At 42.7% G+C, this 16,374-nt stretch carries 18 protein-coding genes; all 18 read left to right on the plus strand.

What is annotated here, in order from left to right:
- Positions 1 to 68 precede the first annotated feature (68 nt).
- The 18 genes from LU279_RS06650 (at position 69) to rpmA (ending at position 16,249) form a co-directional block, all read left to right on the plus strand.
- Positions 69 to 881, plus strand: a complete 813-nt coding sequence (locus LU279_RS06650; protein ID WP_274421749.1) for a M23 family metallopeptidase — start codon at positions 69 to 71, stop codon at positions 879 to 881.
- 83 nt (positions 882 to 964) lie between these two features.
- Positions 965 to 1,771: a GTP pyrophosphokinase gene (locus LU279_RS06655; RefSeq protein ID WP_274421751.1), complete on the plus strand. Its 807-nt coding sequence runs from the start codon at positions 965 to 967 to the stop codon at positions 1,769 to 1,771.
- An 11-nt stretch (positions 1,772 to 1,782) separates the two neighbouring features.
- On the plus strand, positions 1,783 to 3,777 hold the full coding sequence (locus LU279_RS06660; RefSeq protein WP_274421752.1) for a YgiQ family radical SAM protein: 1,995 nt from the start codon (positions 1,783 to 1,785) through the stop codon (positions 3,775 to 3,777).
- A gap of 16 nt (positions 3,778 to 3,793) precedes the next feature.
- On the plus strand, positions 3,794 to 4,417 hold the full coding sequence (locus LU279_RS06665) for a hypothetical protein (RefSeq protein WP_274421753.1): 624 nt from the start codon (positions 3,794 to 3,796) through the stop codon (positions 4,415 to 4,417).
- A 7-nt stretch (positions 4,418 to 4,424) separates the two neighbouring features.
- Complete coding sequence (locus tag LU279_RS06670; protein WP_274421754.1) at positions 4,425 to 5,417, plus strand: RluA family pseudouridine synthase; 993 nt, start codon at positions 4,425 to 4,427, stop codon at positions 5,415 to 5,417.
- Complete coding sequence (gene lepB / locus LU279_RS06675) at positions 5,401 to 5,958, plus strand: signal peptidase I (protein ID WP_274421755.1); 558 nt, start codon at positions 5,401 to 5,403, stop codon at positions 5,956 to 5,958. The genes LU279_RS06670 and lepB overlap by 17 nt, the downstream gene beginning before the upstream one ends.
- A gap of 10 nt (positions 5,959 to 5,968) precedes the next feature.
- Complete coding sequence (locus LU279_RS06680) at positions 5,969 to 6,499, plus strand: Holliday junction resolvase RecU (RefSeq protein WP_274421756.1); 531 nt, start codon at positions 5,969 to 5,971, stop codon at positions 6,497 to 6,499.
- Between the two features lie 39 nt (positions 6,500 to 6,538).
- Positions 6,539 to 7,552, plus strand: coding sequence for a phosphoribosyl-ATP diphosphatase (gene hisE / locus LU279_RS06685; protein WP_274421757.1), 1,014 nt, complete (start codon positions 6,539 to 6,541; stop codon positions 7,550 to 7,552).
- Between the two features lie 317 nt (positions 7,553 to 7,869).
- Positions 7,870 to 8,649 carry a hypothetical protein gene (locus LU279_RS06690; RefSeq protein ID WP_274421758.1) on the plus strand — a complete coding sequence of 260 codons (780 nt, stop codon included), beginning with the start codon at positions 7,870 to 7,872 and terminating at the stop codon, positions 8,647 to 8,649.
- Between the two features lie 51 nt (positions 8,650 to 8,700).
- Positions 8,701 to 9,909, plus strand: a complete 1,209-nt coding sequence (locus LU279_RS06695) for a hypothetical protein (protein WP_274421760.1) — start codon at positions 8,701 to 8,703, stop codon at positions 9,907 to 9,909.
- A gap of 32 nt (positions 9,910 to 9,941) precedes the next feature.
- Complete coding sequence (locus tag LU279_RS06700) at positions 9,942 to 10,415, plus strand: GNAT family N-acetyltransferase (RefSeq protein ID WP_274421761.1); 474 nt, start codon at positions 9,942 to 9,944, stop codon at positions 10,413 to 10,415.
- 95 nt (positions 10,416 to 10,510) lie between these two features.
- Positions 10,511 to 11,062 carry a hypothetical protein gene (locus LU279_RS06705; RefSeq protein ID WP_274421763.1) on the plus strand — a complete coding sequence of 184 codons (552 nt, stop codon included), beginning with the start codon at positions 10,511 to 10,513 and terminating at the stop codon, positions 11,060 to 11,062.
- A gap of 137 nt (positions 11,063 to 11,199) precedes the next feature.
- Entirely contained in the window at positions 11,200 to 13,068 is a 1,869-nt protein-coding gene (locus LU279_RS06710; RefSeq protein ID WP_274421764.1) for a TIGR03960 family B12-binding radical SAM protein, read from the plus strand.
- Positions 13,052 to 13,759, plus strand: a complete 708-nt coding sequence (locus LU279_RS06715; protein WP_274421765.1) for a TIGR03936 family radical SAM-associated protein — start codon at positions 13,052 to 13,054, stop codon at positions 13,757 to 13,759. The genes LU279_RS06710 and LU279_RS06715 overlap by 17 nt, the downstream gene beginning before the upstream one ends.
- Positions 13,752 to 14,972, plus strand: a complete 1,221-nt coding sequence (locus LU279_RS06720; RefSeq protein ID WP_274421766.1) for a ribonuclease E/G — start codon at positions 13,752 to 13,754, stop codon at positions 14,970 to 14,972. Before LU279_RS06715 ends, LU279_RS06720 begins: the two co-directional genes overlap by 8 nt.
- A gap of 346 nt (positions 14,973 to 15,318) precedes the next feature.
- Positions 15,319 to 15,624: a 50S ribosomal protein L21 gene (gene rplU, locus LU279_RS06725; RefSeq protein ID WP_022067450.1), complete on the plus strand. Its 306-nt coding sequence runs from the start codon at positions 15,319 to 15,321 to the stop codon at positions 15,622 to 15,624.
- Positions 15,625 to 15,636: 12 nt separating this feature from the next.
- A complete protein-coding gene (locus tag LU279_RS06730) occupies positions 15,637 to 15,957 on the plus strand; it encodes a ribosomal-processing cysteine protease Prp (protein ID WP_274421768.1) in 321 nt (106 codons plus the stop codon).
- A gap of 4 nt (positions 15,958 to 15,961) precedes the next feature.
- A complete protein-coding gene (gene rpmA, locus LU279_RS06735) occupies positions 15,962 to 16,249 on the plus strand; it encodes a 50S ribosomal protein L27 (protein WP_022067452.1) in 288 nt (95 codons plus the stop codon).
- Positions 16,250 to 16,374 lie beyond the last annotated feature (125 nt).

Consider the following 16,374-nt stretch of genomic DNA (forward strand, 5'->3'; position numbering starts at 1 on the left):
ACTTCTGCAGCGGCAATTTTTGTTTCTCCTCTGCATACCTTAAACTGTGAATTTAAAGTGGAGGCTTTATGAAAAGAAAAAAGCTATTTCTGATAATGATCGCATTTTTTTATCTCCTGTTTCTTACAGATCTGGAAGGTGTGATACGGGATCGAAGCCGAGTGTCGGTTTTATCCGGAGATGTACTGAAAAGCGAAGAATTTCGAGAGCAAAAACTGTCTGGTAACCTTTATAAACAGCTTCATAAGATTTCCGATAACACTGGGGACTGGATTCCGTTACTGGCTGCTTCTATGGCGGAGGGAGGATTTTACCCTGAGGAAATTTCCGGGAATCGGGAGCTTTACAGAAAATATAAACCTGAGAAATTTCAGCTTCTTGTGAACGCTTACCGGGCAGTGTGGGAGGATGTGCGATATTTTCCGGTTGCTTCTTCGGAAATTGCTTTTGAAAATACCTGGCTGGCAAAAAGGGAATATGGAGGACAGCGAACCCACGAAGGAACAGACCTGTTTGGAAAAGTCACAAAGTCCGGCTATTATCCTGTTGTCAGTATGACCAGTGGTATTGTGGAACAAAAAGGCTGGCTTCCTCTGGGAGGCTATCGGATCGGTATCCGTTCTCCTCATGGCGGATATTTTTATTATGCACATCTTTCCGGATATGAAAGCGGTATCGAGAAAGGCCAGATGGTTGCAGCCGGAGATGTTCTGGGGTACATGGGAAATACCGGATATGGACCGGAGGGTACCAGAGGCAGGTTTCCTGTACATCTTCATCTGGGGATTTATATCGAAGTTCCATTTCAGAAAGAGATGAGTGTAAATCCCTACTGGCTTCTGAAAATTTTTGAGAAAAAAATCAGAAACTATACATATTAAATTACATAATCTTTTAAAAGTATGCTATAATAGGCAGGAGTATCAAAGGATACTCCGGTATTTTCCTGCAAGGAGTGATTTATATGGAAATACAGTTATGGAGAAGTATTTTATGCCCTTATCAGCTTGCTGTCAGAGAGCTGACTGTGAAGTTTGAGCATATGATAGAGGAGCATAAAAAAAATGATCTTTACTCGCCTATTGAGCAGGTCAGAGGGCGTGTAAAAAGTGTTACCAGCATTCTGGAAAAAATGCAGCGCAAGCATATCCCCATGGAACGGATGGAAGAGGAAGTGGAGGACATCGCGGGGATCCGTATCATCTGTCAGTTTGAAGAGGACATTGATACAGTGGCGGCCCTGATCCAGAAGCGCAGTGACATGCGGATAAAAAGTGAAAAAAACTATCTGAAACATATTAAGCAGAGCGGTTACCGCAGCTATCATCTGATTATTTATTATACGGTGGAAACCATTGAAGGACCAAAAACTATCCAGGCAGAAATTCAGATCCGTACCATGGCAATGAATTTCTGGGCAACCATCGAGCATTCTCTTCAGTATAAATATAAAGGAGAAATGCCTATGCATGTTGCAGAGCGCCTCAGCAAGGCGGCAGACGCTATTATCGCGCTGGATCAGGAAATGTCTTCTGTGCGAAATGAGATCATGGATGCTCAGAACTCTTCCAGGATGCAGTCCAATCTTGTAAAGGATATTCTTTTAAGTATTGAGAATCTTTATAAGATTTCCAACAAACGTGAGGTGGAAAAGATCCAGGATGAATTCCTGAGAGTATTTAAGACCAAGGATCTTCAGCAGCTTGAACGGTTCCACAGACAGCTTGATATTATCGCAGAGGGCTATCGTGCCCAGTCAGTAGCAAATTAGGAGCAAGATACATGCATGAATTTTTACCAGTAACAGCACAGGAAATGAAAGACCGGGGATGGGAACAGGTGGATTTTGTCTATCTGACAGGCGATGCCTATGTAGACCATTCTTCTTTTGGCAGCGCCATTATCAGCAGGCTTCTGGAAAGCCATGGATACCGGGTTGGAATCATTCCTCAGCCTGACTGGCGGAAAAAAGAAAGTATCCAGGTGTTCGGGGAACCTCGCCTGGGTTTTCTTGTGACCGCCGGAAATATGGATTCCATGGTGAATCATTACACAGTGTCAAAAAAACATCGTCAGAAAGATTCATATTCTCCCGGAGGCACAATGGGTTTAAGACCGGATATGCCTACAGTGGTTTACAGTAACCTGATCCGTCAGACTTATAAGCATACGCCGATCATTCTGGGTGGGATCGAGGCAAGTTTAAGGCGTCTGGCCCATTATGATTACTGGGAGGATCGGGTAAGAAGAAGTGTGCTTCTTGATTCCGGCGCAGATCTGATCTCTTACGGAATGGGAGAACATTCTATTATTGAAATTGCAGATGCGCTGAACAGTGGCATCCCGGTGGAAGAGATCACCTACATACCAGGAACTGTTTACAAAAGCAAAACCTGTGACACTGCTTATAATCCCATAGTTCTTCCGTCTTTTGAGCAGGTCAGGGACAGTAAAGCAGCCTATGCGGACAGTTTTGCCGTTCAGTACAGAAATACAGATCCCTTTACAGCAAAACCTTTGATCGAGGATTACGGTACACGGGGATATGTAATCCAGAATCCGCCTGCTCTTCCTCTCAGTACGCAGGAAATGGATGACGTGTATGCTCTTCCCTATGCGGGAACCTGGCATCCCATGTACGACAGTCAGGGCGGGATTCCGGCTCTGGATGAGATCCGGTTCAGTCTTACCAGTAACCGTGGGTGCTTTGGCGGCTGTAGCTTCTGTGCTCTTACCTTTCACCAGGGGAGGATTCTTCAGACTAGAAGCCATGAGTCTATTTTGAAAGAAGCAGAAAAAATGACAGAGGATCCTGCTTTTAAGGGGTACATCCATGATGTAGGAGGTCCTACTGCAGATTTTCGACAGCCTTCCTGTCAGAAGCAGCTGACAAAAGGCGTATGCCAGAACCGACAGTGCCTTTTCCCCACACCCTGCAAAAATCTTACTGCAGATCACAGCGATTATGTTGCGCTTCTTAGAAAGCTTCGGAAGATTCCAAGGGTTAAAAAAGTATTTATCCGTTCCGGAGTACGGTTTGACTATGTAATGGCAGACAAAAATCCTGCATTTCTTCAGGAACTGGTCCGTCATCACATCAGCGGGCAGCTTCGGGTAGCACCGGAGCATGTGTCTGACCAGGTGCTTCATTATATGGGAAAGCCTTCCCATAAGGTTTATCAGGATTTTCTGAAAGCATATGAAAATGAAAACAGAAAAACAGGACAGAAGCAGTATGCAGTACCGTATTTTATGTCCTCTCATCCGGGATGTACCATGAAAGAAGCTGTGAAGCTTGCGGAATATGTAAGAGATCTGGGATTTACACCGGAGCAGGTGCAGGATTTTTATCCTACGCCGTCCACTCTTTCCACCTGTATGTATTATACGGGAATCCATCCTCTTACAAAGGAAAAGGTCTATGTTCCGAAAAATCCTCATGAAAAAGCCATTCAGAGAGCTCTGATGCAGTATAAAAATCCGGTCAACCGTTCATTGGTGCTGGAAGGCCTGAAAATGGCAGACCGAATGGATCTTGTAGGATTCGGACCGAAATGCCTGATCCGTCCGGAACGGAAAAACAGCGACGGGGTAAGGACAGGCAGAAAAGGAAGCCTGGGAGAGAAAAATTTTGTCAGCAGCAGAAAAGAAGGCTTCAAAGAAAAGGGCTTCAGCAGCAATAAAAAAGGAAAAACACAGGGAACAACAGGAAAAAATCCTGCAAAAAAATCTGTAAAAAAAACAATTCGTAATACTCATAAGAAAAAAAACAGATAGAAAAAAGGAGGATCTCATGAGCAAAAAAAATGCCGGGAAACATGCCAAAAAGGGCGAATTCGGTTACATTGCAGCAGAGAAGAAACGAAAATTCCTGATCACGGCGATTCTGTTTGCAGTGCCGCTTCTGATCTTTTTTACGGCAATGATTTATTTTAAAACAAGACTGACTATCTGGACAGTGGTTGCTGTTGTAGGCTGCCTTCCTGCCTGCAAAATGCTGGTAAATCTTATTATGCTGTTCCGTTGCCCGTCCATGGATCCGGAAATCTACAGCCAGATTCAGAAGCATTGTGGAAGCCTGGTCATGTCCTACGAAATGTATATGACTTTTTATGAAAAAAGCGCGTTTATTGATGCCTTTGCCATTTGCGGTAATCTGGTAGTCGGATACAGTAGCGATCCCAAAATCGACACAGCCTTTATGGAAACAGAAGCCCAGAAAATCCTGAAAGGCAACGGATACCGGGCAAATGTAAAAATATTCAAAGATCTCAAACCATTTTTGGAGCGTCTGGATTCCATGAATGAGCATAAAGACTCTCTGGAGGAGGGAATCAAATTCCGACCGGACGAGCGCTATCCGGAGCTTTCCAGAAATGAACTGATCCGTCATACCATTCTGGCAATTTGTCTGTAGGTGGCCTATGAAGCAGTTTATGATCAACGGAAACGAAGCGGGGCAGCGTTTTGACAAATATCTTGCAAAGCTTTTAAGAGAGGCACCCAAAAGCTTTGTATACAAAATGCTCCGAAAAAAAAATATTACCCTGAACGGAAAAAAGGCAACAGGAAATGAGAAGCTGAACCAGGGAGATAAGATCAGACTTTTTTTAAGTGACGAAACCTATCTGAAGTTCAGTGGAAAGGAATCCGCGCCCAGGGCAAATACAGAACTGTCTGTTGTTTATGAAAACAGTGATATCCTTCTTATCAATAAGCCGTCAGGAATGCTTTCTCAGCCGGATGAAACAAAGGAACCTTCTCTTGTGGAGTATGTGACAGGCTATCTTTTAGATACCGGCGCTGTGACAGAAGAAGAGCTGGTTACTTTCAGGCCTTCTGTGTGCAACCGCCTGGACAAAAATACCAGCGGACTTGTGGCAGCAGGAAAAAGTCTGGCAGGACTGCAGGCTCTTTCAGAGCTGTTTCATGACAGAACGATCCATAAGGATTATCTTTGTGTTGTAAAAGGGGTATTAAAAGAACAGACGCATATCCGGGGATATTTAAAAAAGGACTCCCGATATAATAAAGTCACTGTATATAAAAATAAAGTTCAGGACGCCCAGCCTGTAGAAACCGTGTACACACCTTTAGGAAACAATGGAAAAGCAACGCTTCTGAAGGTGCGGCTGGTGACAGGAAGAACTCATCAGATCCGAGCGCATCTTGCCTCTGAGGGATATCCGCTTATGGGAGATGCCAAGTACGGAGACAGAGTGTTTAATAAAAAATGTCGGGAGCGCTATGGTCTGAATCATCAGCTTCTTCATGCATTCAGCCTTACTTTCCCACAGCTGGAGGGATGTCTTTGCGAGGTTTCAGAAAGAACCTTTCATGCGGAGCTGCCGGAACTTTTTGATCACATTATAAAAGAAGAACATTTAGAGGAGAGTTATCATGAAAATCTGGAATGAAATCTGGGATTATGTAAAAATGATCATAATCGTAGTGGTTGTGGTACTTTTTGTCAACAATTTTATTCTTATTAATGCAAAAATTCCTTCTGAGTCCATGGAAAATACCATTATGACCGGAGACCGCGTATTTGGATTCCGTCTTGCGTATGGACTGAACGTGGATCTTTTCGGAAACCATATTTCCAAAAAAGTAAAAGATCCGGAGCGTTTTGATATTGTTATTTTTAAATATCCGGATGATGAAAGTCAGCTGTTTATCAAGCGTCTGATCGGGCTTCCGGGAGAAACAGTGGAGATCCGGGACGGAAAAGTTTATATTGACGGATCACAGGAGCCTCTGGATGACAGTTTTGTCCCTGAAGTGCCTACCGGAGATTACGGACCATATAAAGTTCCTGAGAACTCTTACTTTATGCTTGGAGACAACCGGGAAAATTCAAGAGATTCCAGATTCTGGGATAATACTTTTGTTACCTTTGACCAGATTGTGGGAAAAGCAATGATCCGTTATTTCCCATCCATTAAAATCCTGAAATAAGGAGCAGTCTATGGCATGGGTCAGCAGAGGCCTCCGGGGCTCTACCCTGGAGGAACTTGTCAATCGTACAAATGAACAATATGCAGAAAAAAAACTGGCACTGATACAGAAGATCCCCACTCCTATTACACCTGTCCGCATGGATAAAGATCATCATCAGATTACTCTGGCGTATTTTGAACAGCGCAGTACCGTAGATTATATTGGCGCTGTGCAGGGGATCCCTGTATGCTTTGACGCAAAGGAATGCAGTACAGATACGTTTCCTTTAAGCAACATTCATTCACATCAGGTAGCCTTTATGAAATCGTTTGAAGAGCAGGGAGGAGTGGCATTCTTTTTGCTCTTTTTCAGCAGAGAGGATGCTTTTTATTACCTTCCTTTACGTCAGCTTCTCATATTCTGGGAGAGAATGGAACAGGGCGGCAGAAAAAGCTTCCGAAGAGAGGAACTGGAACAGCAGTTTTACCTTCCAAAACAGAGCGGATTTTTTGTTCCCTATCTGGAGGGACTGAAAACAGATCTGAATTTACGGGATTGACAGTCCCTATTGCAAATACCTGATAAAAGGAGAAAACCTATGATAAATAAGCGATTGATCCCCTGCCTTTATCTGGAATCCGGCAGGGCGGTAACAGGATTCGGTCAGAGAAATCTTTTTGGAAACGGAGATGTAGAAGCGCTGGCAGGCTTTTACAGTGGTAATGGCGCAGATGAACTTCTTGTTTTTGACTTTTCATCAGGGGACGAGGAACATGAAAAAGCCATTTCCAGAATCCGCGAGATCTGTGCGGCCTCAGAAATACCGGTTATGGCAGCAGGCAATATCAACCGGACGGAAGATGTAAAAAAATTGATTTATGCAGGCTGTGCCAGAGTTGCTCTGAATTTTTCCAAGCAGAGCAATATAGAGCTTCTGGAAGGAATGTCCAAACGCTTCGGTCAGGAAAGAATGTATGTATGCATTTCCTCTCCTGAGGAATTTACAGAGAATAAAAATCTGATCGAAAATTACGCAGGAGGCATTCTGGCTCTGGACATGGTACAGAATGAGGTGGAAAAGGTTTCTTCTATGCAGGTGATCCTCCATACAGAGGAAAATCATGAAAAGGCTCTGGTGGATCTTATGAAACAAAAGGCTGTGGGCGGTTTAAGCGGAGCCTTTGTCAGTGCAGTTGATACAGATCTTACAGTGTTTAAAGAGCTGTGCAAAAAAGAAAAAATTCCGATGAATATCTGTGAAAGTGCAATTTCCTGGTTTAAGCCTCCTATAAAAAAGGAATATGATGACGTCAATCCTCTCAGAGTTTTTCAGCAGGTTTATGACATGATCCTTTACAAAAAAGAACACCTGGAAGAGGGGTCTTACACAGGCTGTCTTTTTGATGAAGGACTTGACGAAATTCTGAAAAAAACAGGTGAGAAATGTGCGGAGATCATAATCGCTGCCAAGAATCCGGATAAGGATGAACTGAAATATGAAATTTCAGATTTCCTTTATTATATTATGGTACTGATGGCAGAAAAAGGAGTGAACTGGGAGGAAATCCTTCAGGTGTTTTTGGGAGAGCTGGAAGAGTTTTATAAAAAATAGGCTCAGATTGTTTAGCAGAACAAAAAGGGGAACAGAATCGGCAAAGATTTTGCTCCCCTTTTTCTCGGTATGGACTGTATATCAGCATACGCAGAACCGGTTATCTGAATTTTACATGTTTCCTGTATCAAAAAAATATATACAAAAAACATCTGATAATATATAATGCTGTTATAAAATACTTACAAAGAAAAATATCGTAAAAGGAGAAACAGATTTTGGGCTGTAATAAGAATCTCTGATATTATGATAAAAATTATGAAAAGTAGAAAAAACAAAATCAGAAAATATATGGCGGGTGAAAAGGAGAGGTGTTTATGGAGCTGAAAAAAGTATGGATGTCCTCGGAAACAGGGAAGAAAAGTCGATATGGGTATCGGACGGTTGGAGGTATTCTTGGAATCGTTCTGCTAATGACAGTGTTACTCTTTCTGGGGAGCTTTTTGTCTATTTCTTTTGGATTGCCTCAGCAAAGCTTTTCTATGATTTTGGTGCTTTTTGCCGGTATACTGGGAATTGCACTGACTGTACGCATGGGGCGGCGCGGGCTGCAGGATGCTGTAATTTTTTTCCTTACAGAAGAAGACCGCTTATGGGTTATGGATGCCCGCGGTATTCCCAGCCATGGGGACGGATTTTTGGCGTTTGCCATCAGCTCTATGAAAACCCAGGCATTTTTACGCAAGGAGAGTAAACAGCCATTTCTTCCAAAAGGAGCAGAGGAAATCCTGAAGGTGTTGAGTATCAAAGAAAACAGCAGTCATTATGCAGTCCGCTGTCAGTCGCGCTATTTCGGTAAGCATATAGGACGTCATACCTACTTTCTGGTTAAGGGAATCCCAGATGAAAAAATGCTGCTTCAGGAACTGGAAAGGAGAAAAACCTGGGAAAACACTTTGGAGCCGTCAGAAAATCGAAATCCTCTGTATATCCTTCTGAGCGGACTGGCCTTTGCAGCAGGTGTTATTCTGTGTATCCTGAGTCATCCGGCTGTTGCCGGAATATCCGATACCGCTTATTTCCCCTGCATGGGAATTTCCTTTATTGCATTTTGTTTTCTGCTTTACTTTATCATCCGGCAGCGCCGTGGGGAATAAGCTGTTTGATTATTTACATACAATATTAATTCCGCAGGAGGAGTTGAAAACATGGAGAAACGAAAGCTTTCAGGAAAAACAATTCTGAAGTTGACAGTGGCACTGATTGCGCTAAGCTATTTGGGGTTTTGTCTTTATGCAGGTATTACCGGGAAATTTCCCGCTATGCACAAAGTTGAGCATATAATGCGGTTCTCAGGTCTTAAAAACTGGGTGAGCGGCGGTATGTCAGCAACAATGATCGCTGCCCTGTGCATCGCCTCAGCGTTAAATGACTTAAACATCCGAAAGGGAAAAAAGAAATCAGATTTACTATTTTTTATCATACCGATTCTGGTGATTATTTTTCTTCTACTTCTGGAGTCTTACCTTGATATTGGATTGATCGGCATTGCCCTTTATGCCGGTATTGCTGCTTTTTTGTTTGGAATCGCAAATATTCCGGTGATGCTCAATCAATGGGTTTCCCGTCAGCTTTTAAGTGATAAACCAATGAGTGGTAAACAAAAGTTGAGCGTCATTGAGTGGATTCATTTTTATCCGTTGAAAAAACTGCTGGTTTTTGGACTGTGGAGTTTTGGTATCGTGATAATTCTGAGGGGTATTTGGGTGACGATAACCGGAAAAATAGAATTGGACGGGGAATATTTACTATTTTTCTTTGTTACAGGTGTTCTGGTTGCTGTATTTTTTAAAAAAGTGAAACGATATATCTGTACACCGTATCACAGCATACCGGTGCTGGGACAGATTCTTGAAAAAAATCAGTTGCAGATGCTTATGGATGGAGAATGCTTTGAACAAATAGGGTTTGAAGATACTTTTATGAAACAGAATCTTGACGTTTATCGAAGTGAGAACTGGATGCTGATAGGTGGAAAGCTGTTTTCCAAAAAATTGGCGTTTGGAGTTACAATGGATCGTGGACAACACGATACTTTACTGAAGGTACTTTACCTTGATGGAACAACTGCCAAAGTGAAAGTCGGTTTGTATATCGACGATTCCAGATACCGGGATCTTACTTCTGTTCTGAAGGAGCTGATAGGATATGAGGAACCATTGAAACTACATGGAAAAGAGAAAGAACTGGCACAGAAATTTGTTTCCTTTTTCCCGGAACAGAATTCTGATCAGGAGCGGATCACAGCTTTTCTTTCCCGGGATGTAACGGAGATCCGACAGGATTATATCAGGACTTTTTCCCTGCCGGATAACAGGAGGAAAAAGCAGAGTGCCCGTGGACGGAAAAATTCCTGACGGGAGTATAGCATGAAATCGGAGGCGAAGCAGTGGATTATCTGATACGAGAGATGAAAAAAGAAGAATATTGTCTGCTTGATGATTTTTTATACGAGGCAATTTATATCCCAGAGGGCATGGAGCCGCCAGACAGATCTGTAATAAACTGTCCTGAGCTTCAGGAATATATTGCGGAATTTGGAAAAAGACAACATGATAAAGCTTTGGTTGCTGAAGTTCAGAGAAATGTTGTGGGCGCTGTCTGGGTAAGGGTTATGAATGATTATGGACATATTGATACAGATACGCCGTCTCTTGCTGTTTCTGTTTACAGAGAGTACAGAGGACAGGGGATTGGAACGTCATTGTTAAACCAACTGTTAGCAGAAGAAAAAGCTGCTGGTTATTCCAGAATTTCCTTATCGGTACAAAAAAATAATTATGCAGTGAGAATGTATCAAAAAGCTGGCTTTACTGTTGTTGATGAAAGTCCAGAGGAATACATTATGCGTGTAGATCTATAACAGGAAAAGTAAGAGAGAGTAATACGGTGCTAAAAACACCATGGGGAAAAACAGACTTACGAAAAAAGCTCTGAGCAGCATATTGGAGAAAAATAATGAAAAGTAATAACAATAAAGAAAAAACAATTTATGACTATTCCCTGTTCGGGATATTCTTCTGGTCCGGAATCACAGTGTTTGTTATCATGCTGATCGCCGGTATATTTATAGGAGGTTTTGCATTCTTTTACAGACATTCTGATTCCGATGATATAAAGATCATACTATTTTGGCTGGCACTTACTCTGCCATTCTCCTATGGTTTGCCATTTATCAGTCTGATCAAGGTCTGGAAGCAGGAACATCGACTTGGCATTTACTGGAAGGACCGAACGGATTACAATCGCCCGGAATGGGAAAGAGACTGGTATCTGGAGTGTGACCGGGCGGGGTTTATTCTATGCCACAGGGATTATATTGAGCGTGTGATCGGTTCCCGGGTGGAGACAGAAATCGCAGAACATGCAAGAGGAGAGGTCTATCATGTGGTTTATGAAGATATCGACGGAAAAATACATACATTAAAATTTTCTGATGATTCCCTGGCACAGAAATTTCAGAGATGGTTTGAAAAACAGGAATATACGAAATTCGACGAAAACGAATAATTTCAAGGGCGAGGAAGAGGTTTAACGTGCATGCTTTTTTCTCGCCCTTGAACTTCTTGCACAAAATGTATATAATACAATAGATTAATTATGACTTTCCGCATATAATTATTTTTGCGGAGTTCGAAAGGATAACTATGAGAAAACTGGCATTAAATGATGAAATTTTAATGAGTATTGACAAAGCCGCCCGCTATATTGGCGGTGAGGTCAACTCAGTGATGAAGGATAAGAGCAAAACAGAACTCAGATTTTGTCTTGCGTTTCCGGATGTCTATGAGATCGGAATGTCCAATCTTGGAATGGCTATTCTCTATGATATGTTTAATAAAAGGGAGGACGTATGGTGCGAACGCCTGTTTTCCCCATGGATGGATCTGGATAAGATCATGCGGGAACAGGAAATCCCTCTTTTTGCTCTGGAATCTCAGGACCCGGTAAAAGATTTTGATTTTCTTGGTATCACACTGGGCTATGAAATGTGTTATACCAATGTTCTGCAGCTTCTGGATCTTTCAAAGATTCCGCTTCTGGCCAAAGAGCGCGGCGAGGAATTTCCTCTGGTGATCGGCGGAGGGGCCTGCGCTTATAATCCGGAGCCGCTGGCAGAGTTCTTTGATATTTTTTATATCGGAGAAGGCGAGATTGCCTATAATGCGCTGTTTGACGCATATATTGCCAATAAAAAGGCAGGCGGAACAAAGAAAGAATTTCTTTTAAAGGCAGCTCAGATTCCGGGAATCTATGTACCTGCCTTTTATGATGTAACTTATAAAGAGGACGGAACCATTGCTTCCTTTGGACCAAATCAGCCGGAGGTGCCGGAGAAGGTAGAAAAACAGCTGGTTATGGATATGGAAAAGGACTACAATTTTCTGGAGAAGCCGGTGGTTCCTTTTATTAAGGCTACCCAGGACCGTGTAACTCTGGAAATCCAGAGAGGTTGCATCCGAGGCTGTCGTTTCTGTCAGGCCGGAATGATCTATCGTCCGACACGGGAAAGAGATATTAAAAAATTAAAAGAAGCTGCGCGGATCATGTTAAAAAATACCGGACATGAAGAAATTTCCTTAAGTTCGTTAAGCTCCAGTGATTACAGTGAACTGAAGGAACTTGTAAATTTTCTGATTGATGAATTCCGTGAAAAGGCAGTAAACATTTCTCTCCCTTCCCTGCGTATTGATGCGTTTGCTCTGGATGTTATGAGTAAGGTTCAGGATGTAAAAAAGAGCAGTCTTACATTTGCTCCGGAAGCAGGATCTCAGCGTCTTCGTAATGTGATCAACAAGGGGCTTACAGAGGAAGATATCCTGCATGGAGCAGGACAGGCCTTTGAAGGCGGATGGAACCGCGTAAAGCTTTACTTTATGCTGGGGCTTCCAACAGAAACCGAAGAGGATATGAAGGGTATTGCCCACCTTGCGGAAAAAATTGCAGAACGCTACTATGAGATTCCAAAGGACAAACGTAACGGCAAGGTACAGATCAATGTCAGCACTTCTTTCTTTGTGCCAAAACCATTTACGCCCTTTCAGTGGGCGCCTATGTTCAGGGAAGAAGAATTTATTGAAAAAGCCAAAATAGTAAAAAATGAGATACGTTCTCAGTTAAATCAAAGAAGTATCCGGTACAGCTGGCATGAACCGGATGTGACAGTTCTGGAAGGTTTTCTGGCAAGGGGAGACAGAAGAAGCTCTCAGGTAATCCTGAAAGCCTATGAAAAGGGTGCGCTTTATGATGCCTGGTCTGAAAGTTTCCGATATGATATCTGGAAAGAAGCTTTTGCGGAAACAGGCATCGACATGGAGTTCTACACTCTCCGTCAGCGAGAAACAGATGAGATCCTTCCCTGGGATTTCATTGATGCAGGCGTAAGCAAAGAATTTTTGATCCGTGAATGGAAACAGGCAAAGGCGGAGACAGTAACTCCTAACTGCCGTCAGAAATGCTCAGGCTGCGGAGCCAGAAAATACGGAGGAGGGGTGTGCTGTGAAGGTAAGAATTAAGTTTACAAAAACCGGATATATGAAATTTGTGGGACATCTGGATACTATGCGTTATTTCCAGAAGGCAATCAGAAGGGCAGAGCTTCCGGTGGCATTCTCCGGAGGCTACAGTCCTCATATGATCATGTCCTTTGCAGCTCCTCTTGGCGTGGGAACAACAAGTTTGGGAGAATATTTTGACATGGAACTTACGGAAACGGTTCCTACTGATGAAATAGAGAAACGGCTCAATGCAGTTATGGTGGAGGGTGTTACGGTCTGCTCTGCAAGGCAGGTAGAGGATGGAAAGGCAAGCACTGCCATGGCTCTTGTGGCTGCAGCAGATTATTTTGTTGCTTTCCGGCCGGGAAAAGAACCCTGCGGAAACTGGCAGGATAAACTGGCAGATTTTCTTGCACAGAAAGAGATTACAGTAACCAAAAAAACAAAGCGAAGTGAAAAAACTGTGGATATCCGGCCGTTTATTTATCAGATGAAGGTTTGTGATGGAGGAGTGTTCATGCAGCTGGCTTCTGCAAGCTCCAATTACACAAAACCGGAACTGGTAATGGATACTTTTGTGCGATGGATGGGCAGAGAACCGCAGGAGTTTTCTTATATGATTGAACGGAGAGAGGTTTATGCGGATGCAGGCGAGGACAAAAATTCGCGCTTTCTTCCGCTGGAAGCCCTGGGAGAAAAAATTGAGTAAGCTGATCATCACAGAACTGAAGCTTTTTGGCTGTCCGGCCATTGTGTGTGCCATTACAGAAAATCAGAAAGTAATGGAGCTGAGACTTGAGGCAGCTGGGAAAAGAAGTATTCTGAATAATATTTATGTGGGGCAGATTGAAAAGATCGCCCAGAATATTCAGGCGGCTTTTGTACGCTTCGGGGACGGGCTTACCGGATATTTGCCCCTTGTTCCGCCGGAGCAGGTGATTTTTACCGCCGGTCGAAAAGGCAATGCTCCATTAAGGGCAGGAGACGAGCTTCTGGTTCAGGTAAGCAGAGACGCTATGAAAGGAAAGCTTCCTGCTCTTACTACAAACCTGAACTTTCCGGGAAAATATCTGGTACTTACAACCGGAAATCGCAAAATTGGATTTTCCGGGAAGCTTACGAAGGAAGAAAGCAATCTTCTGAATAAGTGGCTGGAACCGGAAAGAGAGCTTAAAAACAGAGGATACGGGCTGATTGCCCGTACCAATGCAGCCGAAGCTTCCAAGGAAGAGTTTCTTCATGAGCTTTTCTGTCTGAAAAAAACATATGAGAAGGCAGCAGTCAGCGGACAGAACCGTACCTGTTTCAGTCTTCTCTATGAAGCAGAGCCTTTTTATGTGGCAGCAGTCCGTGATGTATACAGCCGTAATCTGGAGGAAATTATTACGGACATTCCGGAAATCTATGAGAAGCTGCAGGAATATCTGAAGGATTTTATTCCGGATGAGCTTGAAAAACTGAAATTTTATGAAGATAAGCTTCTGCCTGTTTATAAGCTCTATCGGCTGGAGCATGCTCTGGAAGAGGTGCAGCAGGAAAAAATATGGCTGAAAAGTGGTGGCTTTCTTGTGATCCAGCAGACAGAGGCTTTTGTTTCCATTGATGTAAACAGCGGCAAATACACAGGAAAGAAAAAGGCAGAGGAAACCTACCGGAAGATCAATCTTGAAGCTTCTGAGGAAATCGCCCGTCAGATACGGCTTCGCAATCTTTCGGGAATTATACTGATTGATTTTATCAATATGCAGAATCCGGATCATCAGGACGAGCTGTTTCATGTGCTTCAGAAATATCTCAGAAAAGATCCTGTAAAAGCCAGAGCGGTGGATATTACACCTCTGCACATTCTGGAGATGACCCGAAAAAAAGTAAGAAAACCTGTGCGGGAAGAGATCTTTGAGATACGGAAGGGATATCTATGATAGAAGAATGTTAGTTATATATACATTCCGGAATACGATCAGCATTATCGGATAAAGGAAGATTTCTGATAGGACTGATTAGCTATATCCCTGTTTCCCTGCTTATGATCCTTGATGCTATTCTGGATTTATATAATGGTGGAAGCAGAAACGAGCGCATGCGCCGCAAACGTCTTTGTAAAAAATAAGTCGATTGTTTAAAAAAATAAAAATTTTCATTACATATCTTGACGAATGAAAATAATCGTGCTATCATACAAAAGATGCCGCACAAAGAGGTTGAAGTGGTAAGGTTTTATACCTGCCCACCATATTTGGCGAGTAAATTTTACAGGAGGTGCCACAGATGTACGCAATTATTGCAACAGGTGGTAAACAGTACAAAGTTGCCGAGGGCGACGTAATCAGAGTTGAAAAACTCGGTGTTGAAGCTGGTGAAACCGTAACTTTCGACAACGTGATCGCAGTCAGCAATGACGGATTAAAAGTTGGAGAAGATGTAAAAGATGCCAGTGTTACCGCTTCTGTAGTTGAAAACGGAAAGGCTAAAAAAGTCATCGTTTACAAGTACAAGAGAAAAACTGGATATCACAAGAAAAACGGTCACAGACAGCAGTTCACTAAAGTGAAAATCGAAAAGATCAACGCTTAATCTGGTGTTTGTATGATTACAGTGACAGTCACGAAGAAGAACAATTCTTATACAGAGTTTACTTCACAGGGACATGCCGGTTACGCTGAGGAAGGGCAGGATATAATCTGTGCTGCGGTTTCCGTTTTGGTGATCAATACCGTGAATTCCCTTGAAACTCTGACTCATGATCAGATTTCCGTAAAAGAAAAGGACGGTTATGTTTCTTTTATTTTTACAGAGCCCGTATCAGAGGGAGGGACACTCCTTATGGATGCCCTTGTTCTTGGACTGACAGAAATTGAGCATAGCTATTCAAAACGTTATTTAAAAGTAAAAGTCAGGGAGGTGTAACGACATGATGAAAATGAACCTTCAGTTATTCGCACATAAAAAAGGTGTTGGTTCTACAAAGAACGGCCGTGATTCCGAGTCCAAAAGACTTGGTGCCAAGAGAGCAGACGGACAGTTTGTAAAAGCTGGCAACATCCTTTACAGACAGCGTGGAACTAAGATTCACCCAGGCGTGAACGTAGGCTGCGGTAAAGACTATACATTATTTGCACTGACAGATGGTGTTGTAAGATTCACCAGAAAAGGACGCGATAAGAAACAGGTTTCTATCGTTCCGGTAGAGGCAGAATAATCAGTTTGGCGTAAGGGCTTCAAATCGTTCATGGTTTGAAGCCTTTTGTTGTTAGGGCAAGGCCCTGTTTTACATTGTGGAGTTTTTCGTTGTTCCGAAAAACGAAACTTTGAAAAACAAATAAA

Origin of the sequence: Blautia sp. XA-2221 (assembly GCF_028767025.1) — a bacterium.
GTDB lineage: Bacteria > Bacillota > Clostridia > Lachnospirales > Lachnospiraceae > Blautia_A.